Source organism: Ruegeria sp. BG8 (genome assembly GCF_056538325.1).
The window spans coordinates 15,208-41,825 of record NZ_JBQFSZ010000016.1 but is presented as its reverse complement, the minus strand read 5'-3'; the positions used below and the strand labels follow the sequence as shown (position 1 = coordinate 41,825).

Annotated in this window: 18 protein-coding genes and 1 pseudogene; 13 read left to right on the top strand and 6 right to left on the bottom strand. The window is 57.4% G+C overall.

Annotated elements, in window-relative coordinates:
- The 5 genes from ACR0DG_RS20825 to repA all read right to left on the bottom strand — a co-directional run.
- Positions 1-827: metallophosphoesterase family protein (locus tag ACR0DG_RS20825; protein WP_480707317.1), on the bottom strand; the 827-nt coding region annotated here is incomplete at its 3' end.
- On the bottom strand, positions 805-6,648 hold the full coding sequence (locus ACR0DG_RS20820) for a DUF3320 domain-containing protein (RefSeq protein ID WP_480707315.1): 5,844 nt from the start codon (positions 6,646-6,648) through the stop codon (positions 805-807). The genes ACR0DG_RS20825 and ACR0DG_RS20820, both read right to left, overlap by 23 nt.
- Positions 6,649-6,892: 244 nt before the next feature.
- Positions 6,893-8,008: a plasmid replication protein RepC gene (repC, locus tag ACR0DG_RS20815; RefSeq protein ID WP_480700329.1), complete on the bottom strand. Its 1,116-nt coding sequence runs from the start codon at positions 8,006-8,008 to the stop codon at positions 6,893-6,895.
- A 177-nt stretch (positions 8,009-8,185) separates the two neighbouring features.
- Complete coding sequence (repB, locus tag ACR0DG_RS20810; RefSeq protein ID WP_170431536.1) at positions 8,186-9,145, bottom strand: plasmid partitioning protein RepB; 960 nt, start codon at positions 9,143-9,145, stop codon at positions 8,186-8,188.
- Positions 9,145-10,320, bottom strand: a complete 1,176-nt coding sequence (gene repA, locus ACR0DG_RS20805) for a plasmid partitioning protein RepA (protein ID WP_170431534.1) — start codon at positions 10,318-10,320, stop codon at positions 9,145-9,147. Before repA ends, repB begins: the two co-directional genes overlap by 1 nt.
- A 358-nt stretch (positions 10,321-10,678) precedes the next feature.
- Between repA and ACR0DG_RS20800 the strand changes: the two genes are divergently transcribed.
- From ACR0DG_RS20800 to ACR0DG_RS20745, 12 genes and pseudogenes are all read left to right on the top strand, one after another.
- A complete protein-coding gene (locus ACR0DG_RS20800; RefSeq protein WP_170431532.1) occupies positions 10,679-11,020 on the top strand; it encodes a helix-turn-helix domain-containing protein in 342 nt (113 codons plus the stop codon).
- Positions 11,020-12,252: a type II toxin-antitoxin system HipA family toxin gene (locus ACR0DG_RS20795; RefSeq protein ID WP_170431530.1), complete on the top strand. Its 1,233-nt coding sequence runs from the start codon at positions 11,020-11,022 to the stop codon at positions 12,250-12,252. The genes ACR0DG_RS20800 and ACR0DG_RS20795 overlap by 1 nt, the downstream gene beginning before the upstream one ends.
- A gap of 529 nt (positions 12,253-12,781) precedes the next feature.
- Complete coding sequence (locus ACR0DG_RS20790; protein WP_480700330.1) at positions 12,782-13,693, top strand: FHA domain-containing protein; 912 nt, start codon at positions 12,782-12,784, stop codon at positions 13,691-13,693.
- 69 nt (positions 13,694-13,762) lie between these two features.
- A pseudogene (locus ACR0DG_RS20785) lies at positions 13,763-14,942 on the top strand (IS3 family transposase).
- An 832-nt stretch (positions 14,943-15,774) separates the two neighbouring features.
- Positions 15,775-16,785, top strand: a complete 1,011-nt coding sequence (locus ACR0DG_RS20780) for a LacI family DNA-binding transcriptional regulator (protein ID WP_480700331.1) — start codon at positions 15,775-15,777, stop codon at positions 16,783-16,785.
- A 67-nt stretch (positions 16,786-16,852) separates the two neighbouring features.
- On the top strand, positions 16,853-18,502 hold the full coding sequence (locus ACR0DG_RS20775) for a GMC family oxidoreductase (protein ID WP_480700332.1): 1,650 nt from the start codon (positions 16,853-16,855) through the stop codon (positions 18,500-18,502).
- A 100-nt stretch (positions 18,503-18,602) separates the two neighbouring features.
- Positions 18,603-19,118 carry a VOC family protein gene (locus ACR0DG_RS20770; RefSeq protein WP_480700333.1) on the top strand — a complete coding sequence of 172 codons (516 nt, stop codon included), beginning with the start codon at positions 18,603-18,605 and terminating at the stop codon, positions 19,116-19,118.
- Positions 19,119-19,192: 74 nt separating this feature from the next.
- Positions 19,193-20,596: an extracellular solute-binding protein gene (locus ACR0DG_RS20765; protein WP_480700334.1), complete on the top strand. Its 1,404-nt coding sequence runs from the start codon at positions 19,193-19,195 to the stop codon at positions 20,594-20,596.
- Between the two features lie 79 nt (positions 20,597-20,675).
- On the top strand, positions 20,676-21,563 hold the full coding sequence (locus ACR0DG_RS20760; RefSeq protein ID WP_209100443.1) for a carbohydrate ABC transporter permease: 888 nt from the start codon (positions 20,676-20,678) through the stop codon (positions 21,561-21,563).
- A gap of 10 nt (positions 21,564-21,573) precedes the next feature.
- The gene (locus tag ACR0DG_RS20755) at positions 21,574-22,398 is read left to right on the top strand and encodes a carbohydrate ABC transporter permease (protein ID WP_480654894.1); all 825 of its coding nucleotides are present in this window, start codon (positions 21,574-21,576) and stop codon (positions 22,396-22,398) included.
- Positions 22,399-22,408: 10 nt separating this feature from the next.
- Positions 22,409-23,482, top strand: a complete 1,074-nt coding sequence (locus ACR0DG_RS20750) for an ABC transporter ATP-binding protein (RefSeq protein ID WP_480700335.1) — start codon at positions 22,409-22,411, stop codon at positions 23,480-23,482.
- Between the two features lie 15 nt (positions 23,483-23,497).
- Positions 23,498-24,493, top strand: a complete 996-nt coding sequence (locus tag ACR0DG_RS20745; RefSeq protein ID WP_480700336.1) for a zinc-binding dehydrogenase — start codon at positions 23,498-23,500, stop codon at positions 24,491-24,493.
- A gap of 35 nt (positions 24,494-24,528) precedes the next feature.
- Here the strand turns inward: ACR0DG_RS20745 and ACR0DG_RS20740 are convergent, their stop codons facing one another.
- The gene (locus ACR0DG_RS20740; protein WP_480654888.1) at positions 24,529-25,446 is read right to left on the bottom strand and encodes a LysR family transcriptional regulator; all 918 of its coding nucleotides are present in this window, start codon (positions 25,444-25,446) and stop codon (positions 24,529-24,531) included.
- A gap of 96 nt (positions 25,447-25,542) precedes the next feature.
- On the opposite strand from ACR0DG_RS20740, the gene ACR0DG_RS20735 reads away from it, so the two are divergent.
- Complete coding sequence (locus ACR0DG_RS20735) at positions 25,543-26,616, top strand: ABC transporter ATP-binding protein (RefSeq protein WP_480700337.1); 1,074 nt, start codon at positions 25,543-25,545, stop codon at positions 26,614-26,616.
- Positions 26,617-26,618: the final 2 nt, after the last annotated feature.

The window sequence follows — 26,618 nt, the reverse complement described above, 5'->3', positions numbered from 1 at the left end:
GCCAAACCGTCGGCGGCGTCACGCAACTTGCGGCGCAGCAGATCACGCAAGGCATCATCCGTTTCGAGGTCCTTCACGTCGACGGGCATTTCCAGAAACTCAACAACCGAAGTCGGCACCTCCTCGATGGTGATTTCGTCCGTGATGCTAATCAGCGTCGCGGATTTTGGCCCGGTTTCACCCATATCCCGCCCCTGCGGCATTCCGGGCATCACCACCCAAGGTGTCTGAGAGTGAACCTGGCGGCGATGGACATGACCCAGCGCCCAATAGTCATATCCTGAAGAGACCAGATCGCCGACACTGCAAGGGGCATAAGGATCGTGCCCCTCGGCCCCGGCCAGCGAACTGTGCAACATGGCAATGTTGACGGCCCCATCCACAGGGCCGAGAAATTTGGGCAGCAAGCTGTCAGGCGCATGGCGGCTGGCGAAACTGACACCGTGAATCCAAACCTCGGGCGACACCTGTACCTTGCCGCCGCGCCCGTCGAATACATGAACGTTGTCCGGCAGGTTCAGCTCACCCGTGACCGGGTTTTCAGCATCGTGGTTACCCTTGATGTAGAAAACCCGGATTCCGCATTCGCGCAGACGCTCCAACTGTATCACCAGAAAAGCCGCCGTACGGGCGCTGCGCTCGGCCCCGTCAAACAGGTCTCCTGCAATCAACAGGGCGGTCACTTCTTCAGCAATGGCCGTGTCAACGATCCTGACAAAAGCGGCCCGGCTGGCAGTCTGTACGCGTTCACGCAATTCCGGGTCGCGCAGGGCCAGAGATTTCAGCGGCGAATCCAGATGAACGTCAGCTGTGTGCAGAATCTTCATTGCCCGTCTGGTCCTCGTACCACCGCATGATCTCCTCAATCTGTTGACGTGCCGACCCGCTGACCCGCGACAGGCCAAGGTGACGGGCCAAATCCCCCGCCGGATCCTCTGAGGCCTTCAGGTCCGCGCCAATCTCATCCAGAACCGCCGCAACCTCGGTGCGGGACACATCGCGGATGGTGCGGCTTCCCAGCCCGCGATACGGAATTCGATCCTGATAGGTGCCTGCCAGCCAGACAAACGGAGTGCCGAACTCATCATGCAGTTCGGCCGCGCCAAGCGCGTGTTCCACCCTGTCCATGATCCGGCGCCCGGTGCGCTGCCACCCGTGGCGGTTAGCGACCTCGCGGCCCAGATTGCGCAGGGGCATCGGGGCTTGATCGACCAAAACCTCGTGAACGATCTGCCGCAGAACCCCCACGTACCCAAGATCAAAGAAACGTTCCGGGTCGGCCTTCGGCCCGTCAACCTTGGCCAACTCGGTCGCATGAGACCCTGAGGCGAAGAGCTGAGGCTCATCAGCCTCTTTCGGCGCAAACTCCGGCGGCGCGCTGTCGGTCTGAGGCGGCTCGGGTGCAGGCAAGGCCCGCACCTCTGGCGGGTCTTCTTCCTCAGCCTCATGCTCTGCTTCCTGCCGGGCCGCGCGGTCTTCTTCCAGCAGCGCTTCCAACTTTTCATGCAACCGGTCAGCCACCACCGCCGGGTCGCGGAACCAGTCGGTCGACCAGATGCGCAGGATCGTCCAACCCAATCCTTCCAGCACCGCCTGCCGCACCTTGTCCCGATCCCGCGCCGTGGCAGAGCTGTGATAGGTGGCCCCGTCACATTCGATCCCGGCCAGATAGGCCCCTGCCCGATCCGGGTTCACGATCCCAAGATCAATGCGGAAGCCCGAGACACCGATCTGGGTCCGCACCTCCCACCCTTTGGCTCGGAACGCCTCGGCAATGGCCTGTTCAAACGGGTTTTCAGCCGGTCCAAGCGATCCTTCCTCGCGCGCGGCCAGCGCAACCGGGCCACGCTCGGCATAGTCCAGAAAGGTTTTCAGATCACGCACCCCGGTCGCCCGGGTGCGCGACAGATCAATCTGATCATGGGTCAGCGAGGCGAACACATGCAATTCGCGCCGGGCCCGCGTGACGGCAACGTTCAGACGCTTTTCGCCGCCTTCCGCGTTCAACGCGCCGAAGTTCATCGACAATTTACCTGCAAGGTCCGGAGCGAACGTGATCGAAAACAGCATCACATCACGCTCATCCCCTTGAATATTCTCAAGGTTTTTCACGATCACCGGCTCTTCACGCTCTTCTGCAAAGAACCATTCAAGTTCAGGTGCATCGCGCCGCACTTTGTCCAGGAAGTCCAGGATCAGCCCCTGCTGCTGCGCGTTGAAGGTGATCACACCCAGCGTTGGCCGATCCTCCTCGGGGTGGTTCAGCCAAGCGGTCAGACGCTGGCGGATCAACGCCACAATCGCCTTGGCCTCATCCGCATTGGTCCGCCCTGCCCCGCGCGCATAGGTGCCGTCGATCTTGTGGAACTTCACAGCGTCGCTGCCCGTGCTGGGTGCAGGAAAGGTGACAAGGCCACCATCGTAGTAGAAGTGGTTCGAGAACGCGATCAGCGCCTCATCCCGGCTGCGATAGTGCCAATCCAGCCTGCGCGTCGGGATCCCTGCGGTCGCCACCTCATCCAGAATTGAAGGCATGTCGCCAATCATCCCTTCGGCGTCCTCCTCGGCCTCATCGCTGCGGCCAAAAAAGTTGGTCGGCGGCAACTGCTTGGGATCGCCTACAATGATCGACTGTTTCGCCCGCGCGATTGCTCCGATGGCATCCCAGGTCGTGATCTGCGACGCTTCGTCAAAAATCACAACGTCGAACGTCGCCTGACCTGCCGGAAGATACTGCGCAATCGACAACGGCGACATCAGCACGCAAGGGGCAAGTTTGGGCAGAACGTCGCCCAGATTCTCCAGCAGAGGCCGGATCGCCATCGAGGGGCGTTTCAGCCCCAACTGATGCCGTAGAACACCCAGTTCCGATTTTCTGGGCACCCCGTCCCTTGCGGGCAGGCGGTGATGAATGCGTCGCATGACTTCGCGCGGAGCATGTTCGGCGACCTCGTCATCCAGCTTACGGAAGGCCGCAACGATATCCTCATGCTCCCAATGCGCGAACTGGCGCAGCGGGTCCGAGGCATCCATAGCCAGAGGCAACCACCATCGGGCATATGCGCAGCGGCATTCGGCGACCGGATCACCTTTCAACTGATCCGCCTCAATTGCATCGACCAGAGGCGTCAGCCCCGCGGCTTTGGCCTTGTTCCGAATGGCAACCCAGCGGGTCCAGTCCGCAAGCCGCCCGCGTTGCGCCAGTGTCTGATCCACGGCCTCCAGAAGATCGCGTAAGGGCAGATCGGTGTCCACCAAGCCGCCAAGCCCAGCGAACTCGGTGATTGTCGCATTCAATGCGCCGTCCGCCGCCTGCCAATCCTCCATTGCCTGTCGCAACTCGCCCGTGGGTCCTTCCTCCAACGCAGCGACAGTGGCACCGAACGCAACAGTATCGTTGATCTCAGACTGCGCACCGGCCAATGTCGCTCGCAACGAGTTCGCCTGAGCCACCCGCCCCTTCAATCTGTGCAGCGACCGGTCTGCGCCGGCGGTATCGGCTACCGGGCTATCCTGCAGCACTGCCAGCTGTTTGCGGCACTCTTCCAACGCTGGCAAATCCCTGCCCAGTTCAACCTGTCCCGAGCTGGCATAGGTTTGCAACAGCTTGCGGGTCTTGCGCTTTTTCAGGGCGGAAAATGGCCAGAACCCCGCCTCACCCGCGCGCCATTCCGCATCCAGCTGATCCAACGGCAGGCGTTTCATATTGTCTTCGGTGTAGGACGCGCTGCATTGGTCCTGCGCGTCCATGAACGCAACAAGCGCGGTCTCGAACTGATCCACTTCGGCGTGCAGGTCACGCTCTGACAGGCGCGGCACCATGCGCAGATCGTCCGCGTCGGGATCAATACGGCGCGACAGGTCGGTCAGCAGAGCGCGACGTTCCGGCTTCAGCATCCGGTCCGGGGTCAATGCCAGCCGGCCTGAAATATCCGAAGATGATCGCATGGCACGGTCGATACACGCCCTCAGGGTTTTGGTCCGTTCAATGATCTGGTCTTCCCAGGCATGAGACCACTCAGCCTCTCCCACCAATGGCAGCGGTGTGCCACCGCCTACAGCTGTGTAGGTACGGCCAAGTTCCTCTGTGATCTCAAGCAACCGGTCAAAACTGTTCTGATCATGGGCATCCTTATCCGCATAGGACAGTTTCAGTCCCTTTGGTGCCCCCGCCGTCCATGAAATCGCGTCAAAGACCGAAAACCCCTGCGCACCCTTGGCGTGAACCGCCTGCACATAGGTATTGAGCTGGTCGCGCTTGATCCGCAGCTTCTCGGTGACATCCAGCCAGTCCTGCTCGCTGGTGGCCGAGGCCCTGTCCCATCCCCGGCCAAGCTGCGTCAGAACCCGCTTGCGGTCGGTCTTGTTGGAATGCAGCTCCAGCACCGCATCGCCCAACCCGTGTGCCTCAAGCCTGCGCTGCACAACATCCAAAGCCGCAGCTTTTTCGGCGACGAACAGCACCGTTTTACCATGGGCAAGGCACTGGCAAATGATATTGGCGATGGTCTGACTTTTGCCGGTGCCCGGCGGGCCGATCAATACGAAATCCCGCCCCTCAGCTGCTGCAACGACGGCTGACAATTGCGAGCTGTCAGCGGGCAGAGGTGTAACCAGATCCTTGGGTGCCAGTCGTTGATCCATCTGTTCGGCCGGGATCGCGTCCCCTGCCCCGCCCTCAAAGGTCTTGTCAGGGTTGTCGACCAGATGCGCCACCAGCCGGTTATTGCGCAACTGATCGGTGCGCTCGACCAGATCCTTCCACATCAGGTATTTCGAGAATGAAAAGGTCGAGATCGCGATCTCTTCCACAACCTCGAACCCCGGCACTTCGCGCACCCGCTGGCGCATCCATTCAAAGATACGCGGCAGGTCGATGCCGCTGTCGTCGCGGGGCAATTCGCCCTCAAGCTCGGGCAGGGTCAGGTCGAAATCACGCTTGAGAAATTCCAGCAAGGTCGAGTTGAACCGAACCTCGTCTTCGTGGTGCAGGATTCTAAAGTCTGACCGCGCCGATTTGCGTTCCAGCTTGATCGGGATCAGCAGCAGCGGAGCACGATAGCTGCGCTTTTCGCCCTCTCGCTGCCAGCGCAGGAATCCTGCCGCCAGAAACAGAGTATTTGTCCCACCCTCCTGAAGATCGCTCTTGGCTTTTCGAAACAGGGCCAGCAGGCGGTTGTCAGCGTCCTTGCGATCCAGCGGCATCGTGATCTGGCCGCGTTCGAACGCATCTTTCGTTGCGCTGGCGATGATCTCGTCCCTGTCCTGCCGCGACAGCTGACGCTCGCCAATGGGATCATCCTCCATCAGCGGATAGGCGCGGAACGCCTTGTCCGCGGCCAATGCATCCTCCAAAGCGCCAACATCAGGCACCAGGCAAGGCACAGTCTGTTTACTTGGCTTGAAGTTCAGCAGCCGGTTGCGCAGCGACAGGTCCAACAGCTTCGCCTGCCAACGTTCGATCCGTCCTTTGGGCGTGTCGGGAACTTGTTCGATCACTTCGGACGGCAACAGGCCAAAGTCGATAGGGTCGGGTAGTTTCGCGGGGGCAGCCTCAATATGCTCGGCCACACCGGCATCAGCCGCCACGTGGCTGGCCAGCGGACGGATCCGGGCCGAGCGCGCGCGGGTGATGTCAACAGCCATCAGGAATTCCTGCTCACGATCCTCGGACACTCGGGACCGCCCGGCTTCGACCGCCTGTTCAAATCCGGCAGTCGGGCGTTGGGTCAACAGGGTGGTTTCAACCGGAATGAACTCTTTCGCGTGAGTCGCCTTGCGCACGGTGATCACGTCCGGCTCGGTCACGTGCCCAAAATCCCGATTGGTGATCCAGACCCCGGCCCAGGCGTGACCGTGACTAAACAGGACAACAGGATGCAACCCGGCCTGTTCCCACGCAGCGGCCAATAGCAGCGAACTGTCCAGACACGTGGCCAGCCCCTCGCTGCGAATTCGTTCGGGCGCACGGATTTTCTGCCCCTCAACCTCGAACGATGCAGGCGGGTTGGCATAAGTCAGCCCCATACCGGTCACGGCCGACCAGATTGCGCCAGCGATCATCCATGCGCGCTGCGGGTCACCGGATTGATATCCCTCAAGCGAGCCATCGCGCCCACTGCGTTCCAGCAACAGCGACGCCTCCTTGAGGATCGCCGCCACCACGGGATCGTTCGGAGATACAAAGGCTGCCAGCAGCCGGTCCATGTCACCCAGCCCGCCCCATTGATCGCGGGCCAGCAGCTCCAGAGGCAGAGTTTCTGACGACAACGGACCATCGTCCGCCGAAGCCGTCAGGGTCAGAGATCCGATTTCCGTTTCATTGAGACCGGCCAGTTTCTGAACGTCCAGAGGCGTCGCCAGATCGCCCAGTTCAAGACTCCCCATCGGGGACAACCGGTCGATGATCCAGGTCCTCGATTTTATCACAGCGGGCTGTGCGGTGAGGGTTATTTGGATGTTATCCAGCGGGCCATCGGTCATATTGGTGATCGACAGCGTCTTGAGAACGGGGATGTCATTCTGTGCAGAGGCGAAGTTTACCTTTTTAGCCATGTCAAATTGCAGGCTGGTAGAAGGGGCTATCGTCTCGATTGTTTCGGCCGAGGTGTTGTCAGCTGTCGAGGATTGAGAATGATCTGTGGTCATAAGTCTTTATGTTTAAATTTTCTGATGCGATCGAGAGACGCGCTTGCCGATCTGGAATGATGGTAAATAACCTGTAATACATGTATCACTCTGTAACTTCGCGCAGGATACGTGGGGAATACCGTTGTGCAAGTGGTAAGCTCTTGAAATCCAATTCATAGTGGCCACAAAAGCGCTTGAAAATCGAGTTTCGTCAGCTTCCCTGCCTCAATAATAGCTTACACCATTGTTTTTACGGCATTTTTCAAGTTGTCAGCTGACAATTCTCCGATTTCCCTTTGTTTTCCAAGGCCTTCAGCATTGGTATGCATGAAAATGTGCCCTTCTGCGCTTTTTGCGTCAGCTTGCGCAAGTAGGCGCCAGGGCTTCGGATGTCTTGCAGACGTTCAAGAATGCAAAGGACGGATGTTGCCGCGGTTGCAGCTCCCATACGGACTCGCGCTTCGTTGAAGACCGGAGGATCAATCCCAATCATGGGCGACAGTTTCTCAGCAACTGTTACCAACTCTGCCCATCCCGTGACCGGCTTGGGATAGTAGTCCTGAAACTCAGTGCATATATCGAGAACGATATGAAGATTGGCGTCATCGTTTTTTTTGTCAGCCGGAATTTGCGAGTCCGAGGTCTGTTCTTCAGAGTCAAATTTAGATTCAGATGAATCCTGTATGTGCCGCTCATTTTGATTGTCAGGGCCGCTCAATTGAATGGTTCGCAATTCAGGCTGGTGGATAGCATTGCCTGTGTTTTGGTCGGCTGTGTCTTCCATTTCCTGGGTCAATTTATGCAGCGTTTGTTCTGAGGACTTGCGACGCAGGATCAGGCGTGCGTTTTCGATCAGCGCGGCAAAGCGGCTGTCATTCAGAGCAATCAGCTGTTGCCGTGCCAGAGCGATCCGGTCACGCAGAGTTCTAATGCGTTCAGCGCGGCGGGTGGCGCGTTCAGCGGTCAGGAAAATCTGATCGGCATGACCGTTCAGCGGGGACAGGTCAAAGCCGAAAGCCAGTTCGACCCCCTGCCCTACCCGTCGGGCATATCGTTTGCGGTTGGGGCTGTCGTGACGGTTGACAAGACCCAGCTGCACCAGCCGCGCCAGATGGCGGCGCAGGGTGCTTTCGGGCATCCCATTCAGGCGTTCGGACAGGGTGCGGTTCGCGGGAAACACAACCGCCCTGCCCGGCTCGGTCGGAATGTCCCGGTCTGGCAGAAAGGTCAGCAAGGCTTTCAGCACAGTCAATGTACGATGAGAGATGTCGAAATCCGCTGAGGCCGTGGTCAGCGCGGACAGCACTTCCCATTTGTCGACAGACGACAGGGCAAAACTTGCCCCTCGCCCAAAGTCACTTTGGGACGCATGTTTCATATTTTTTTCACGAAACACAAAAAATCCCTGCCCCGCGCAGCGCGCAGAGTTGACAGGACCGATTCGGAGGGGCTATTTCAAAGGTGCTAAGATTGAAAAGGGCCTTCCGGGATCATCTGTCCTGGGGGGCTTTTTTTGTGGTCTGCTCGTGCCTCCTGTGGTTGCTTCTCTGTGGTCTTAGTCTTCCGACCGTTCGTTTTTCCAGCGGTCGTGAAGTTCGGTAATCAGGGTCTCGGCATTTGTTTCGAACCAGGCGTCAAAGCCGTCTGCTGTGCGCGACGGAATGTTCAGGGTCACGCCGCGATTTGTCAGCCGGACATCGGCCAGAGCCTTGCCCGCGGCGTCACGCAAAGTGCGCGGTTTGGCGGCTGCTGGTTTGCTGGCGCTTGGTTTCTTCTGCACGTGTTTCAGGACCGCCTCAAACCGTTGATCCGAGTCCAGTGTCAGAAACTCGGGGCGGTTCATGAAGGTGCTGGCGCGGCTGGTGGCGGCTTTGTCTTTCAGGGCCTCGGCCAGTGTCATCCAACGGTCGCGGCCAATTTTGGGCGCAGACCCGATCTGGCGCAGGAAGGGCAAGGAGAATGCCGTCCCAACCTTGAGCATGCGCGTCACCATCGGCTGGTCGATCGACAGGGCCGCCGCGATGGTCTCGCGGTCGTAATCAGCCTCTTTCAACTGTGCGGCAAAGCTGGCCTTTTCGATAAAGGACAGATCCTGACGCGAGGTGTTCTCCTGTCCCTGCGCCAGAACCAGCGCGTGGTCGTCCAGTTGCCGGACCATCGCCTTGACCGGCTGGCCAAGCTCTTTCAGCGCCATCAGGCGGCGGCGGCCAAAGACGATTTCGAACCGGCCCGGTTCTTTGGCGTGCGGTCGCAATAGGATCGGAACCTGCTGCCCATAAGTGCGCAGGCTTTCGACCAGTTGTCGCTGTGCCTCGCTGTCCATCCCCAACCGGTCTTTCAGCCCAGCATCGTCGATCAGGGCGCAGTCGATCTCTTGCACCGCGTTTTCCTGTAGTTTCGACAAGGAAGACTGCAAGGCGCCAACCGCGCCGCGTGGCATCATCCGGGGCTTTTCGGGTTTTGCAGCGCCGCCGGATTGGTTCAGGTTGGTTGTCAGAATGCCTTTACGTGCCATCAGCGCCCCCATGCATGTTGAAGCAACGACTCGATCTCGTCATTGACAAGATTCAATGAGTCCACCGCACGATCATAGGTGTTGCGGTGAAATTGGCTGCGTTCGACCTCGAATACCGTCTGCTGAGTTAGTCCAGCATCGGAAATCGCGGTGGATTTCAGCATCGGCGCAACCATGACCTCATTTCCGAACAACTGCCGCAGGAAGGCGACAACCTGTTGCTGGGGTCCGTCGCTGGGTTCATAGCGATTGATTAGAAACCGCAGAAAGTCGAAATCCATCGGTGCACCCGCTTCGGCGACCACGTCCAGCAGCTCCGCGCTCATTTGCAGGAACTGGGACATCGAGGCGATGTCCAGCATATTGGGCACGACTGTAATCAGCACCCCGGTCGATGCACACAGCGCGGACATGGTCAGATAGCCCAGTTGCGGTGGGCAATCGAAGATGATCACGTCGTAATTGTCCTCGACTTCCTGAAGGGCGGTCGCCATCCGGGAAAAGAACGCAGGCTGCACGTTGTTCAGCAATGCCTGCGGGGTCTCGTGCTCGAATTCCTGCAGGATCAAACCGGCCGGGGCCAGATCAATACCGGTGAAAAAGGTTTTCTGGATGATGCTGGAGAGGGGCAGGGGGTCTTCGTATCGGATGGCGTCGTAGATCGTACCTGATTGAAGAAAGTCGTATTCAGGGCGATAGCCAAACAGAGTGGTCAAAGACGCCTGAGGGTCAATATCGACGGTAAGAACCCGGTATCCTTTCAAGGCCAAACGCTGTGCTGTGTGGATTGCACTGGTCGTTTTGCCCGATCCGCCCTTGAAGTTGAGAAAGGACAGAACCTGCACCTTGTCACCCGTCTGGCGGCCTTTCAGATAAGTCCCAGTTGTCTTTGCGGTCGACTCCAGCTCCTCGCGTATGGTTAGCAGGTCTTCAGCGGAATAGTGGCGACGACCACCTGGGGTGGTATGTACATCGGGGATTCGGCTGTCGAAGTGCAGTTTGCGCAGAAAGCTGGGTGAGATACCCAGCAGACCGGCGGCTTCTCCGGCGCTGAACAGTCGAAGCTCTTTGCGCGCGTCGGGCGCAAACACTGTCATCATGTGGCTTTCCAAAGCCGCAGTCAGATTCTCAGCGTTCTCGCGAACACGCTGATTGATGTGGATAGGTTCAGCCACGTCTGCCCTCTTTCAGTAACGCTGTTTTTCGCCAACGCTGTTTTTATCGTTTTTTACGCAAGAAGGGGGTGGTTTGGCAACAACTTCTTCAATGTCGAGATATCGCAGGGTCTGCAATATATAGTAGAGGAGCGGCTTCTCAAAACAATACACGACGCAAAGCATTGAAAGGAATAAATAATTGTGAATCCCCATGGAATTCATGGAATTCATGGAAAATCTCGTGAAACATCAGTGATAGTCTCGGATCAAGCTTTGAAACAGACGTTCGGGAATCATCCTAAGGCGGGGAAGGGGGCGAACACGGGCAGGATTCGCAGGTTTCCTTTGGTGTCAAAAGACATTATATTATCTTTAGATGATAAAATTTGCGCGAAAGGGCAATATATTGACCTTTAGCTTTGAGACCCCGACACCTGGTTCGGTGCAGGACAAGATTCGTTTTTCTGCCCGCGGTCTGCGCCTGGCTCATAACATGACACAGCAGGCTTTGGCCGAAAAATCGGGCGTGCCGCTGTCGACACTCAAACGGTTTGAACAAAGTGGCGAGATTTCACTGGCGGCACTTTTGGCGATTGCCGGGGCGTTGGGCGCGCTGGACGCATTCGAAGATCTGTTTCCAAAGCCAACAGCTTCGTCACTGGAGGAATTGGGGTCCGCAAGGGCTGACCGCAAGCGGGCCGGAAAAAGGCAGGGCTGATGGCTGATCGTCTGAACATCGAACTGGACTTTGGAGATCATCGGCGTGTGGTTGGACAGGTGGCGTGGGTCAAGGACCAGCGACGTGCCGCCATTGAATGGGCGCCGGAGTTCGTCGCAAACCCGTTGCCGATTTCGCCATATGCGATCCGATCCTGGCAGGGGTTGCATTTTGGCGACCATACTCCGTTTGATGGGCTGCCGGGTGTCCTGGCGGATTCACTGCCTGATGGCTGGGGCCGCTTGCTGATTGACCGTGAGATGGCACGGCGGGGCAGGGCGGTTCATGAGCTGACGCCAGTAAACCGTCTGGCCATAGTCGGCCAGTACGGCATGGGGGCGCTTTGCTATCATCCCGAAGAGGAACTGACCAAACAGGAAGATATCGACCTGGATTGGTTCGCTAAAACTGCCCAGCATATCGAACAGGACTTGTCTGTCGAGGACCTGTCCCGGCTTCGCGCAGGCAGTGGCGGCTCGGCCGGGGCGCGGCCAAAATTTGTCGCCTTGGTGAACACAGAAACCGGCATGTTGCGGGATCATCGCAGCGGGGCAGGGGAGGGGTTCAGCCATTACCTCATTAAATTCCGATCCTCGTCCGACCCGTCCAGCGCCGCGCGTGAGGAACAAGCCTATGCGGAAATGGCGCGCGCGGCCGGAATCAACATGTCGGATACACGATTGCTTTCGACCGGTTCGGGTGAAGACCTGTTCGCAACCCTTCGCTTTGATCGACCCGAGGGTCGGCGGCTGCATATGCACACGGTCGCGGGTATTCTGAACGCCGATTTCACCGCACCGGTTGTGGACTATGAAACCTTGTTGAAACTGACCTATTTCATGACCAACCATCAGGGTGACGTTGAAGAGATGTTTCGGCGCATGGTCTTCAACGTTCTAACCCACAACCGCGATGACCACATCAAGAACCACGCCTTCCTGATGGACCATCACGGAACATGGCGCCTGTCGCCCGCATATGACCTGAGCTTTTCCGACGGCCCTGGCGGCGAACATCATCTGAGTGTGAATGGAAACGGCAGGAACCCGACTCATGAAGATTTGGTTGCAGCAGGAGAGGGGTGCGGCATTCGAAAACGACGCGTGCTTGAAATCATCGAGCAAGTGCGCCATGCGGCGAAACAGTGGCCAGTCTTTGCAGATGTAAGCGGAGTTCCTGAAGAACGAAGTAGAGAGATAGTAAAAAGACTGAATTCGGTCGGCAAAAGTTGATCAAGGCGGCCCCGACTTCTTTGGTGTGATTGCAGCTCTGCGCGCGCTTCCCGGAGAAATCAGTCACACGTAATAAGGGATACTTATCGAGTATAATGGTAATTAAATGAGGCCTGTAAAGTAAAGATCAAAAAGCCCGAATTATGCGCATAATAGGTTGGAGTCGCTTAAATGTAGATTCTTTTGCAAAGTTCTGTCTGTTTCGCTAGTTCGCTGAGCTCGCCTCTTAAACCCGCTGCGGCAGCACGTTATTGTCGTCCAACCAAAACTTCGCAATAGAACCGAATTTCTTTTCACTGACAGCAGAGATTGTGTTCCGCAATCTTGGTACAATTTCTGCGGTCTTAGTTCATCCCGATTGTAACAACTATCGTCGAAAGTGCTTTGGTGCTCCGATCGGTCTCGTCTCTAAACCATGTAACACAGCCCTTGCAAACGACACGACGAGCGGCAAATATCTGTGAGTATTGCCATTTATCTGTATGCACAATTCCTGTGGGGTTAAGTTACAGGGAAAAGGAACCGGAATTTGGTTGTCAATTCCACATTCGCCGTCATGATTATTGCTGATATCGCGGGCAGCACTCCACTGTACAAGGCTGTTGGTGACGACGAGGCTCAGAGATTGATCCAGCTGGAGATTGATCGTTTAAGGGCCGTGTTGTTGTCTTTTGGCGGCATACCAGTTGGGCAAAAAGGAGATGATGTTCTCAGCTATTTCGAATCCCCGAGCGCCGCTTTTCAGGCGGCTTTGACACTGATTGAACCGTCTTCGAATACGCCACTAATGGTGCGTGTTGGGGTACATTGCGGCCCGATTGTTGTCGCCGAGAAAGGAATCTTCGGCGAAGCCGTCAATATCACCGCGCGCTTTGCAACTGCCGCAAATCCCGGTGAAGCCTGCGTTAGTCAAGATGTCGCCGCTCTTTTACCGGGCAGTCTTCGCCAAAGACTCATACCGCTTGGCCAGCTCAGTCTCAAAGGTGTCAGCGACCCGCTAATGGCATACTCGTTAATCCACTCCGACTCGGACCAAAGCAAAAAAACACATTTACCGCGAAACTTCGGGAAATCCGGAGATTATTGGCAACCACAAGGGACCGTTGCACTCCTTCTTCGCCATGAGGGCCGTACCTGGCGTTTCCTTGGCGACGGGGCATTTACCATCGGTAGGTCACCGGATTGCGACGTGGTGCTGCCACAGCCATGGGTGTCCCGGGTTCATGCCATTCTCAGCATAAAGGCGGGCAAACTGGTGCTGACGGATCGCAGCACCTCCGGCACCTTTGTAAAATCGGAATCGGGGCGTGAAATTCAACTCAAGCGCGAAACGGTCATGTTGGCTGATAGTGGGCAGATTTCACCTGCCCTACCAATCGAAAGCTCAGAGGCTAGGCTGTATTTCGAACTGCAGGGGAGCCACCAGAGCCTCCCCACCTGAACTGGTCCACCGTTATGTTTAAGAAGCGGAGGACCGCGAACTGTAAACAAGAGACGGAAGCCCGAAGAGATTGTCTCGAAGTTACGGCAGGTTGAAGTTTTGATGGGGCAAAACATGTCCCGACTTGATGCGATCAGGCAGATCGGTGTTGTTGAGCAAACCTATTACCGTCGGCGGAAGAAGTACGGTGGATGGGTGGTGATCAATTCAAGGAACTGAAACGGCTTAAGAATTGGAGCCGGTCAAGCAAACGATCCGGGGGACCGTTTTTCAGGTGGAACAACGAGCGACTGAGACGTGCGGTGTCTGATCTGACTCTGGATAAGCTGATCCTGACGGAAGCTGCAAAGGGAAACTTTTGAGCCCCGCTCGTCGTCGTGCCTGTATCGATCATGTCTGCAGCCAGCTGAAGGTTTCCGAGCGACGCGCCTGTCGCGTGCTGGGGCAACACCGGTCCACGCAACGACGTTTCCCAAAAGGTCGTGCAGACGAAGACCGACTGGTCGCCGACATGATCGAGTTGGCTCGACAGTACGGCCGATATGGCTATCGCAGGATCGCTACGCTGCTGAGAGAGGCCGGATGGTCTGTCAGTGATGGGCGGGTTGAACGGCTGTGGCGGCGAGAAGGGCTGAAAGTGCCAATAAAGAAACCGAAGAAAGGACGGCTCTGGCTGAACCCTCTCGGGACATCGCTACGCAATGCCCTGCCGGGCAGTGGATGGGTCGTGTGTTCGCCTGAGGCCGGAGTATCGCAATGATGTATGGTACTATGATTTCATTTATTGTCGAACTGACGATAGCAAAGCCTTCCGGACGCTGAACATCCTTGATGAATTCAGCCGGGAGTGCCTGGCGACTAGGGTGAAACGCAAGCTGAACTCGGTCGATGTAACCGACGCCCGGACGGATCTGTTCATACTTCGGGGTGCCCCCGTATCATACGTTCAGGCAATGGACCAGAATTTGCCGCTCTGGCTGTAAGAGATTGGATTGCTGCCGTCGGCACCAAAACGGCTTAAATCGAACCTGGCAGCTCATGGGAGAACGGATTTTGTGAAAGCCTCTATGGCCGATTCAGGGACGAGCTAATCAACGGAGAAATCCTCCACAGCCTGCGCGAAGCACAAATCCAAGTCGAACAATGGAGGAGGCACTAAAACACATAGCGGCCCCACAGTGCACTGGGCTATCGTCCGTCAGCACCTGAAACCATCATCCCAATGGATCACAGTCCGACGATGCACTAATAATCAATTTGGACCAGTCAGATGAGGCTGCTCAATCTACGATAACGATTTCTGATATGGGTGCATCAGAAGGTCCCTTGATTGGCTCTAAGTTCGTGCGTCGATGGGGGTTGGATTTCCATCGAAGTAAGTGGCGCTCTGATGAAAAATGTTTGACCGATAAGTTGGGGCAGTGCGTTGAGCAATGAACAATTACTGCGGCACTAATCCGAGATAGTGCAGACACTTTACGAAGTTCTGCAATTCCAGCATTGCAGCCGTTGAGCGATGGTAGCGGCGATCCCCGCTATGTGTGAAAAACTGACCTTGTAGAAGCCGTAGCGGATTGGTGTTTTGTCCGCGCCTTACCATTTTGGGGACCGTTCAGCGAACGGTGATTGCTGCGCTTGCATCCGTCCAATCAGTGCAGTCCATGTTCTCCAGCTGACATGCAGTTCGCATTTAATGTGATCCGAGGCGGATGATTGCCGGCCCGTCGCAAATATCTGACCTCATTCGCAAATAATGTGAGTTTGAACCGCTCGATAGATGTAAAATAACTCGATCGAGAATCCGAGATGTTTGCAATCCGAGTGCCGGATAAGTGCAATTCACTACAGATAGGGTGTGGGCAAGCGGGGCAATGGAATTGAGATCAAGTTCGACCAGCCAATACTGGCGCGCATAAGCAGCCGGTTTCCATAGTCCCTACAACCGCAGTCACTTTGCGGTAACGTGAATTTCTCGGCTATAACTTCTGGTCCTAGACAACGGCAACGGAAGTGTGCTCATTTTTTCTACGCCATAACTGCGGTATGAATTCGAAAATTGCGCTAGAAATCGGGAAGTTGGGTTGGGACGAGTCAAAATTTCTGACATTGCTGCTGCGGCAGGTGTGTCCAACGCGACTGTTTCTTATGCGCTGAGCGGTAGTGGACGTGTGTCAACTAAGACGCGCGAACGTGTATTGGAGATATCCCGTGAGCTCGGGTTCATCCGCGACGACACAGCGGCGCAATTGCGAACGGGCCGGTCATCGTTGATCGGCGTCGTTCTGAACACAGTAGTCAACCCGTTCTTCAGCGAACTTGTCGCTGCATTGGAGACCTCAGCCTACGAGGCCGGTTACCTGACCCTTTTGGCGACTGCGCAAAATGACCCGGTTCGGCAACAAAAACTAATCTCTTCGATGATTGCGCAAGGGGTTGCTGGTGTTGTCATCAGCCCCGTTCACGTCCCCAATACCCAATCAATTTCCGAGACTCTGCGCCGCAATATCCCAACTGTGGTGTGTGTGCGTGACGTACCCGGATCGGGGGCTGTGTTTGTCGGTGCGGATGAAGAGGCGTCCGGCTATCTGGCGGGGCGCCATCTGATTGAATGTGGCCACCGGTCGTTCTGGTTTGTCGGAGGCTATGAGCAGACTACGACTTGGAGGGGACGCCTGAATGGAATTTACCAAGCACTGGCCGAAGCCGGACTACCAGCCAGCGCTTGCGCATTGCATCCGGGTTCTCAACTGCCAGAGTTCGCGTATGACTTGGTGCTGAAAGCCCATGCGGAGCATCGGTTGCCCACGGCGGTTTTGTGTTTTAACGACGATCAGGCCACCGGCGTTTACCGCGCCGGTAAAACGATCGGTGTACTGGTGGGCAAGGACCTGTCGGTTATGGGTTTCGACAACATTCAGCAAAACGATGCGATGATACCGGGCCTGTCGTCTGTGAACATTCATCCTAGCCAAATCGGGCGGATTTCGGCGGAGATGATTGTGACACTGCTTCGCAATGACAACACTTCGGTTGATCCGGTCATTCTTGAACCCGAACTCGTAATCCGCGAGTCGGTTGCGCGCCTGACTTGACGCAGCGGACAGGCTTGTGTGATGGTATGTAACTAGATGGTTACAAGCCGAGCGCGGAGCAAAGCGGATGTCTGATAATTCATACGACTACATCATCATCGGTGGTGGCTCTTCGGGGTGTGTGCTGGCCGCCCGTCTAAGCGAAGATCCCGACGTCAGTGTTGCGTTGCTCGAGGCTGGTGGACGGGACCGTAGCCCGTTGTTTCACATGCCAGCGGGCTTTGCCAAGATGACCAAAGGGATTGCATCCTGGGGTTGGTCCACTGTGCCGCAGAAAGGTCTGAACGGGCGATCGCTGTGGTATACACAAGCAAGGGTGATCGGCGGCGGATCTTCGATCAATGCTCAGATCTACACACGCGGTAACCGGCAGGACTACGACAATTGGGCCGAGGTCCATGGCTGCGACGGTTGGAGTTACCGCGAGGTGTTGCCCTATTTCAAACGAGCCGAAGGGAACGAGCGGTTTGAGGATGATTATCATGGAGGCGACGGTCCATTAGGTGTGTCCATGCCGCGCGGTGCGCTGCCAATTTGCAGCGCTTTCATCCGCGCAGCACAGCAATGGGGTCTGCCGTACAATCCCGACTTCAATGGCAAACAGCAGGCCGGGTGCGGGTTTTACCAACTAACGCAAAAAGACGCGCGACGATCCTCGACCGCGCAGGCGTTTCTGAAACCGGCTGAGCCGCGGACAAACCTAACCGTGATTACAGGTGCTCAGGTCCAAAGGATCGTTTTCGAAAATAACCGTGCAACCGGTGTCGAGATGATGAAAGGCTCAGACCGCGTCATTTTGCGGGCTGAGCGCGAGATTCTACTGACCTCGGGTGCGATAGGGTCGCCGCGACTGTTGATGCTGTCCGGTGTTGGTCCTGCCGATCATCTTCGTTCTGTTGGGATCAGCGTTCAGCATGATCTGCCGGGAGTTGGATCAAACCTTCAGGATCATGTCGATTTGTGTACGATCTTGGAATGCACTGGCCGCCATACTTATGATGGGACCGAGAGGATCGACCGCACCATATTGGCCGGGTTGCAGTATTATCTCACCAAAACCGGGCCAGTGACAGCTTCGTTGTTCGAAACAGGCGGATTTTGGTACGCCGACGAAACCGCTGACGCCCCCGATATGCAGTTTCACCTAGGCCAAGGGTCCGGAATCGAAAAGGGGATCGTCAAGATCGAGGGTTGCGGGGTCACGCTGAACAGTACTTTTGCCCGCCCACGGTCGCGGGGTACGGTGCGATTGGCCTCGGACCAGCCGGATGTGGCGCCGCTGATAGACCCGAACTTTTGGGGCGATCCTTATGATCGTGAGATGTCTCTGCGTGGGCTGGAAATGGCGCGTGAAATCATGCAACAGCCAGCGCTCAAGAAATATGTGCGGCACGAGGTTTTGCCAGGTCCCAATGCGTCAGAGGCCGAAGTTCTGGACTATGCAATTGGTATCGCCAAGACCGACCATCATCCAGTCGGAACATGCAAAATGGGCCATGACGACATGGCAGTGGTGGACACCAAACTGAAGATACACGGGCTTGAGGGCATCCGGGTTTGCGATGCCTCCATAATGCCAGCGATCAACTCGTCCAACACAAATGCGCCGACCATCATGATCGGGGAAAAAGCGTCTGACATGGTGCGGGGGCTTGATCCTTTGCCTGCGGTCATATTCGCGGACGAACGGAACGAGGGCCGTCGAGAACTAGCCTGACAGGCTGGCGAGCCTATCAATGCTTTACTTTGAAAATTCTGTCTTGACTAAGTAACTATCTAGTGCGTTAATCGTTTCAGCAAACAGACGGGAGGCTGCTTTGAGCACATTGGGTTTACACCATATCGGTTTCACAGTGCCTGATATGGAAGAGGCGGTGAAGTTCTTTACCGACGTTTTCGGGGCCGTCACGATCATGGAATGCGGCGCGGTCGATGTGGATGACGATTTCATGCTGACCCGGCTGGGTGTTCCGGCGGGGTGCAAAATCTCGGACCAGCGGGTTTTGCAGATCGGACGCGGCGGATCGCTGGAGGTGTTCGAATATTCGGGCGTCTCCGATCCGACCCCCATCAAGCACAATGGTGAGGTTGGCGCGATGCACATGGCGTTCGAGGTCGAAGACGCCTTTGCCACCGCCGAACGACTGAAAGCCAAGGGCGTGGACGTTCTGGACGGGCCAACCCTGATCGAAGGTGGGCCGATGGACCAACTGGTCTGGATGTATCTGCGTGCCCCCTGGGGCCAATATCTTGAAATCGTAAGCGCAAACGGGCCGTTGGGATATGAGGCAGAGGCGTCTGAGATGCTTTGGACTCCGTCGCAGGGCAAATGACCGGCGCAAAAAATTGACAAAAGGTTAAACGTTTCATCAAGACGCGAGAGGCGTCGTTCAGCGGAGGAGAAACCATGAAATCATTAGGACTGACTGCATTTGTGTCAGCCGTCGCAATCACGGCGGCGACCGTAGGATATGCAAAGGATTTTGACGGCGTCGAACTCAAGATGCTTGCTATCGGCGACACATCCGTCACCCGTCTTGCCCCGATCGTAGATGAGTTCGAGGAACTGACCGGCGCAAAGGTGCAGATCGACATGTTCCCCTATCCGGGTCTTATCGACAAGATCGTGATCGAGGCCAGTGCCAACGACCCGTCTTATCAGTTGATGTGGGTCGACAGCCCCTGGGTTGGCGTATTGGGCGAATCCGGCGCGTTGGAGGATCTGACGGATCTGGTCAAACGCGACGCTGAGGAAATCCATCTGGACGACATCGTACCGATCCAGCTCCAGGAAAACACATGGCAAGGCCGTCTACTGGCCTTCCCGGCGTCGGGAATGATCTGGCATCAGAACTACCGCAAGGACTTGTATGAGAGCGCCGAAGAACAGGCGGCGTTTAAAGAGAAATATGGCTATGATCTGGCCCCGGCACAGACCTGGGATCAGTATATCGACATTGCCGAGTTCTTTACCCGGCCCGCTGGCGCAACACTGGCCGGCGAAACGCTTGAGAAAGATTTCTATGGCAACGCGCAAGCCTATAGCCGGGTGGCCGGTGCGATCACCCATGACTTCTTCCCGATCATGCGCAGCTTTGGCGGCAGTTATTGGGACCCGGAAACCGGCCTGTGCGCGATGGACAGCGAGGCTGCACTGGCCGCAGCGGATGTGATGAAACGCCTCGTGGCGTTCAACCCGCCGGATTATCTGGGCCTGATGTGGGACATCCGCACCGGTTACATGGAACGTGCCGAGGTCGCCCAGTCCAGCTATTGGTCGGTGCGCACCGTGCGTCTGACCAACCCCGATGAGGCCGTTCTGCCAACCGTGGGCGAAGCAGGCTATGCCGCCAGCCCGACCGGGGATGGCAACCCGCAGCCGACCATGACCGGCGCGCTGAGCTTTGGCATCAACTCGAAGGCCACCGATCAGGAAAAAGAGGCCGCGTGGGAGTTCATCAAATGGGGCACATCCCGCGATATGATGCGCCGCTTTGCCGAGGAAGGATCAGGCGTCAGTCAGTTTCACAAGTCGATCCTGTCCGACCCCGAGCTGCAAGAGAAATACCCGTACTACAAGGTTCTTCTTGAAACGCAGGACAACGCGCGCCGTCGTATCTTTCACCCGTTCTATGCCGATGTCGAAGAAATCTTTGGCGTTGAGCTGAACAAGTACATGGCAGGTGAAACCGAAACGGCCGAAGAAGCGCTGACCAATGCCTGCACCAAGATCAACACGCGGCTCAAGGTTTTCCCCGAGGATCTGCGCCTGCGCTGGATCAATGACGCCCCGGCCGACATTTTCCAATAAGGCCGGCCTCCCCTGCTGCCCCGGTCCTGTGTGCCGGGGCAGCAACCCGAATTGAACTCTCTCACCAAGGCTCTGCTTCATGGCGTATATTCGTAAGCGCAACAGACGGATTTTCCTGATCTTTCTGCTGCCTGCCATCCTGATCCTGTTTCTGACGACGATCTACCCGATGCTCTATGCAGGGTATCTGAGCTTCCGCTCTTACGATCTGGCCAAACCTTTCGTGCCGCGCGTGTTCGTGGGTTGGAGCAACTATCAGAACGTTCTGACGACGGGCGACTTCCTGCACGCGCTGAAGATCACCTTTCAGCTGATGGCCATCACGCTCAGCATCCAGCTGTTCATCGGTGTGGGTCTTGCGTTGCTGGTCACCCAGCGGCTCCCCGGAATGGGGATCGCGCGGACGCTGCTGCTGATCCCGATGATGATCTCACCGGTGATCGTGGGGCTTGTCTGGCTGTTTCTGTACTTCCCCGAGCTGGGCTATCTGAACTATTTCCTCAGCTTTCTTGGCCTTGGCCCGGTCTCTTGGATCACCTCGCCGGACTGGGCGCTGTGGGCAATTGCCATTGCTGATATCTGGCAGTGGACGCCGTTCATCATGATGGGCACCGCCGCCGCGCTGACCAGCCTGTCGCCCGAACCCTATGAGGCCGCGCGCATCGACGGGAACACCCGCTGGCAGGTCTTTCGCTATGTGACCCTGCCGCAGCTGAAACCGGTTCTGGTCAGCCTGCTGTTCCTGCGCGCCATCGATGCGTTCAAGATCTACGACATCATCTTTGTGCTGACCAAAGGCGGCCCCGGCGATTCAACCGAAGTGCTGTCTTTGTACATCTACCGGCAGTCCTTCACCTTTTGGCAGATGGGGGTCGGAGCGGCGGCGTCTTTCGTGTCGCTGATCATCATCGTCGTGCTGATCACCTTCTTCTTCAAATCCCTCAACCGCGATCCGATGCAGAGCTGACGGTGACGATATGAACAAACCTAGCACCCAACAAGCGATCCTGGTCTACACCCTGCTAGGAATTGCCCTGATCGTTTTCATGACGCCGATCTACCTGATCGCCTCATCTTCGGTCAAACCCAGCCCGATCATGTTCCAGAAACCCCCGGCGATGATCTTTGAGCCGACGCTGGATCACTATCGCGACCTGTTCGCGATGCGGCCCTTTGGCAAGTTCATCGCAAACAGCCTGATCGTGGCGCTTGGCTCGACCGCGTTTTCGGTGTTCTTCGGCAGCATCGCCGCCTATGCGATCAGCCGGATCAAGCACAAACGGATGAACGATGTCGCGTTCTGGATTCTGTCGATGCGCATGTTCCCCCCTATCGCCGTGGTCGTGCCCTATTACATCATCTTCAAGACCGTGGGCCTGCTGGATACGCCCATCGCGCTGATCATCGTCTATTCCACGGCGAATATCCCGCTGACCGTCTGGCTGATGAAAGGTTTCTTTGACGAGGTGCCAACTGCGCTGGAAGAAGCCGCTGCGGTGGACGGGCATGGGCTGATCTCGATCTTCTGGAAGGTCACGCTGCCGCTGGCGGCCCCCGGCCTCGCGGTGTCGGCGGTGTTCTGTTTCATCTTCTCGTGGAACGAGTTTCTGTTTGCCCTGATGCTCACCGGTTCCAACGCGCAAACGGCGCCGGTGGCGGTCATGTCTTTCTGGTCGTCGGACGCGGTTCAGTGGGGCCGCATCATGGCCGGTTCGTTTGTCATTCTCATTCCCGGTGTCGTCTTTGTCCTCACCTGCCAGCGGTGGCTGGTGCGCGGGCTGACGATGGGTTCGGTCAAGTAAAGGAAGTGCAATGTCGGCAATCACGCTGAGAAATGTCATCAAACGATACGGCCAGGTCGAGGTCGTCCATGGCATTGATCTGGACGTAGAAGAGGGCGAATTCGTCGTTCTGCTTGGGCCATCGGGCTGTGGCAAGACCACGACGCTGCGCATGGTTGCGGGGCTCGAAGATGTCTCGGATGGCGACCTGTCGATCGGCGGCGCGCGTGTGAACGAGGTCGCGCCCAAGGATCGCGGCGTGGCGATGGTGTTCCAGAACTATGCGCTCTATCCCCATATGACCGTGCGGCAGAACATGGAGTTCGCGCTCAAACCGCTGAGCCTGTCCACAGACGAGGTCGCCCGCCGCGTCGATGAGGTTGCCACCACGCTTGGGTTGGCCGAGCTGCTGGCGCGTCGCCCCGCACAACTGTCCGGCGGACAACGCCAGCGCGTCGCGATGGGCCGCGCCATGGTGCGCACGCCGGATGTGTTCCTGTTTGACGAGCCGCTGTCCAACCTGGACGCCAAGCTGCGCACACAGGTTCGGCTGGAAATCGCCAAGCTGCACAACCGCCTTGGCACAACCGTCCTGTATGTCACCCATGACCAAGTCGAGGCGATGACCCTTGCCGACAAGATCGTCATAATGCGCGACGGCCATATCGAACAGGTGGGCACGCCGGAACAGGTCTATAGCCAGCCCAACAACACGTTCGTTGCCACGTTCATCGGCTCACCCCCGATGAACATGATCCCGGCCCGTGTGCGACAGGGGCGGCTTGAGGCGGATGGCCTGCACCTTTCTGTGCCAGACCGGTTCAAGGGTGTTCTGGCCGAAGATCAGGACGTGACCATCGGAATTCGCCCCAACGGCCTGTCTCTGGCAAAGGACGTTGACCCCAACACCGCCCCTGCCCGTGTCGAAGTGACCGAGTATCTGGGCAACGAGGCCCTTCTGGACCTGCGCGCCGGGCCGCACGAATTGATCGCCGAAGTTCCGGCGTTGGGCAGGCCCGCTCCGGGCGCTGAGGTCACGGTGCATTTCGACCCCGATGCCCTCCACCTGTTTGACACCGCAAGCGGCGACAGCCTGTCGCTCTGACGAAAGGACACCCTAATGCCTCAGGAAATCGTCTTTCCCGCCAAAAACACCTTTGTGCTGTCCGACTATCAGGACACCCCGCTTGCCGCAGATGAAATCAGGGGGCCGACGGTTGCGACCCTGATCAGCCAGGGCACGGAGCTGGCCTGGGCCAATGGGGACGATTTCCCCATCCGGCCCGGATACGCCGCCGTGTTTCGCGTCGATGAGGTCGGCGCAGATGTGCAGGGCGTTGCGGTCGGGGATTTGCGGTTTTGCATGGGTCATCACCGCTCAACCCAGCAGTATCAGGCCCGTCATACCTTGCCCGTGCCACACGGCATGACACCGGAAACCGCGCTGCTGGCCCGGCTTATGGGTGTGTCCATGACAACGCTGATGACCACAAAGGCCCGTCCGGGGGATAAGGTCGTGATCTGCGGGGCTGGGCCTGTTGGCATTCTGGCCGCCCGGAACTTCAGAATTGGCGGTTACAAGGTTTCGGTGGTTGAACCAGACCCGCTGCGCCGCGCGCAGGTTGAACAGTCGGGGATAAACAGCACCTTCGCCGAAATGCCGGTGGAGGATCCCGCTTTTGCCCGCAAAGTGGCACTGGTGGTCGATTGTTCGGGCCATGAGGCTGCCGTGCTGGACGCCTGTCGCATCGTCAGGCAAGGCGGAGAAGTCGTTCTGGTCGGCGTGCCCTGGCAGCAACGCACCGACATCCCGGCCCATGACATCCTGCGCGAGGTTTTCTTTAGCTATGTCAACCTGCGCAGCGGCTGGGAATGGGAACTGCCAATCCACAGCCGCGGGTTCGTCTGGGAAGAGTTGCTTGAGGGGTATAACAACGCGCCTCACAGTATCTTTTCGGGGTTCGAAACAGCGTTGGGGTGGCTGGCTGAGAAAGGGCAGGATTTCAGCGCCCTGTCCGTCAGCATCCCTGCGCAGGATATCGAACGCGTCTATTCCGATATTTCGCAACGGGTGATCAAAGAACCGTTTATCATTCTGGATTGGGGCGTCGTGTGACCGGATGACGGAACCCGCGCGCGTCAACTCTGTGCCTATGCGTCTGTCAGACAGCAGTGCCGCGCCCTTGAGATCAGGTTCTTGATCGGGGGAAGCTCGGCAATGCTGGATCGGACGGCATATCCGCTGATGACCTGTCCCGGCCCCTGCGCGAACGGCAGCTGGACAAGGCCGTTGCGGCCAAGCGCATCCGCAAGCGCATCAACGGCAAAGACGACATGATCGCTGGCGCGCGCAACCGCCATCATCGCAGTCAGCGACATGATCCGCAGCGAGAACTGGCGCGACGGGATCGCCAGGTCCCTGGCCCATTTTTGCGCGTTCCCTTCCAATTGATCGTCGCTGGAAAATCCAATCCATGGGTAGTTCACCAACTGCTCGGCGCGGGGTTCCGAGGATGACAGCAAGGGATGCCCCTGCCGCACGAAAATCTGCAGCTCCATGTTCAGCAGTGGTTCGCAATGGACGCCGGGGCGCTCAAACTCTTTCGACAAAACACCAAAGTAGATGTCGAAATGCCCGTCGATCATTCGCGGCACAAGGTAATCGCCGGACCCGGTTGCAATATCCAGCCGGATTTGCGGATGGTCCGCGCAAAACCCCGGCAGGATTTCGGGCAGCAGTTTCACGTTCCAGACCGGCCCCGATCCAATGCGCAACTCGACATTGGCAAGCGATGCCGTGTCCCGAATTTCGGCATTTGCAAAATCGATTTCCCGAACCAGCCAACGTGTACGCTTGCGCAGGGCTTCGGCTGTGGGCATGGGGCGCAGGCCCTGGGGGGTGCGTTCGAACAATTGCACCCCGAACTCGGCTTCAAGCTGCGCGATGCTTTTTGACACGGCCGATTGCGTTATGCCGACAGCTTCGGCCGCGGCTGTCGTGCTCGTGGTATCGTAGACCGCCGCAAAGATACGCAGTTTTCGAGGCAGGAGGTCAGGGGTAGTCGCCATTTTCATGCCCTTCTGAAAATTATGAATTTGATTCTAGCTGCCCGTCAGGGGAAAAGACAAGAAAGGAACAAAAGAACGTGTCAGGGGTCAGGCGCTGTGAATTCCGTTGAATTCAGGAAGATCAAAAAACGCTATGGCGCGGTTGAGGTGATTACCGACCTGTCGCTTACCATCGGCGACGGTGAATTCATCGTTCTGTTGGGCCCGTCCGGGTGCGGAAAATCCACGTTGTTGCGAATGCTTGCGGGGCTCGAGGACATCTCGGGCGGTGACATTGCGATCAACGGCGCGGTCGTCAACGATGTTCCGGCGCGGGATCGGGACGTTGCGATGGTGTTCCAGAACTATGCGCTCTACCCGCATATGAATGTTGCCGAAAACATGGGGTTCGCGTTGAAAATGCGCGGCGTTGATCCGGCTGAAATTGAACGCCGGGTGGCCGAGGCGGCGACTATCCTTGGTCTGCAGGACTATCTGAACCGCAAACCCCGCGCCTTGTCCGGGGGTCAGCGTCAGCGGGTCGCCATGGGACGTGCCATTGTGCGTGACCCCAAGGTTTTTCTGTTCGATGAGCCGCTGTCGAACCTCGACGCCAAGCTGCGGGCGCGGATGCGGGTCGAGATCGAACAGCTGCACCGGCGGTTGGGCGCGACCTCGATCTTCGTGACCCATGATCAGGTCGAGGCAATGACTATGGCCGATCGGATCGTGCTGATGAATGACGGGGTGATCCAGCAGGTCGGCAAGCCGACCGAGCTGTATGATCGCCCCAAAAACCTGTTTGTGGCCGAGTTCATTGGCGCGCCTCAGATGAACCTCGTGCAGGGAACGGTCGAGCAGGCAGACGGCGCGGTGCTGAGGCTGAAGGATGGGGCGCGCGTGCCCCTTGGCCCTCTGGATACGCTACCGCAGGAGCCTGTGATCTGCGGGTTCCGCCCGGAACATCTGGACATCACGCCCGGCGGCGACGGGTCCGAAACCGTTGTGGCGACCGAGTCGCTGGGCCACCAGACCATCATTCATTGTGACGGTGCTTTGGGGCGGGTGGCCGCCCTCGTTGACCGCGCGCAAGACGCGGCACTGACACTTGATACGCCCGTCACTATCCGGCCCCAACCGGGCCAATTCCATCTGTTCAGCGCAACAACAGGGCAACGCCTGAACGGATAACA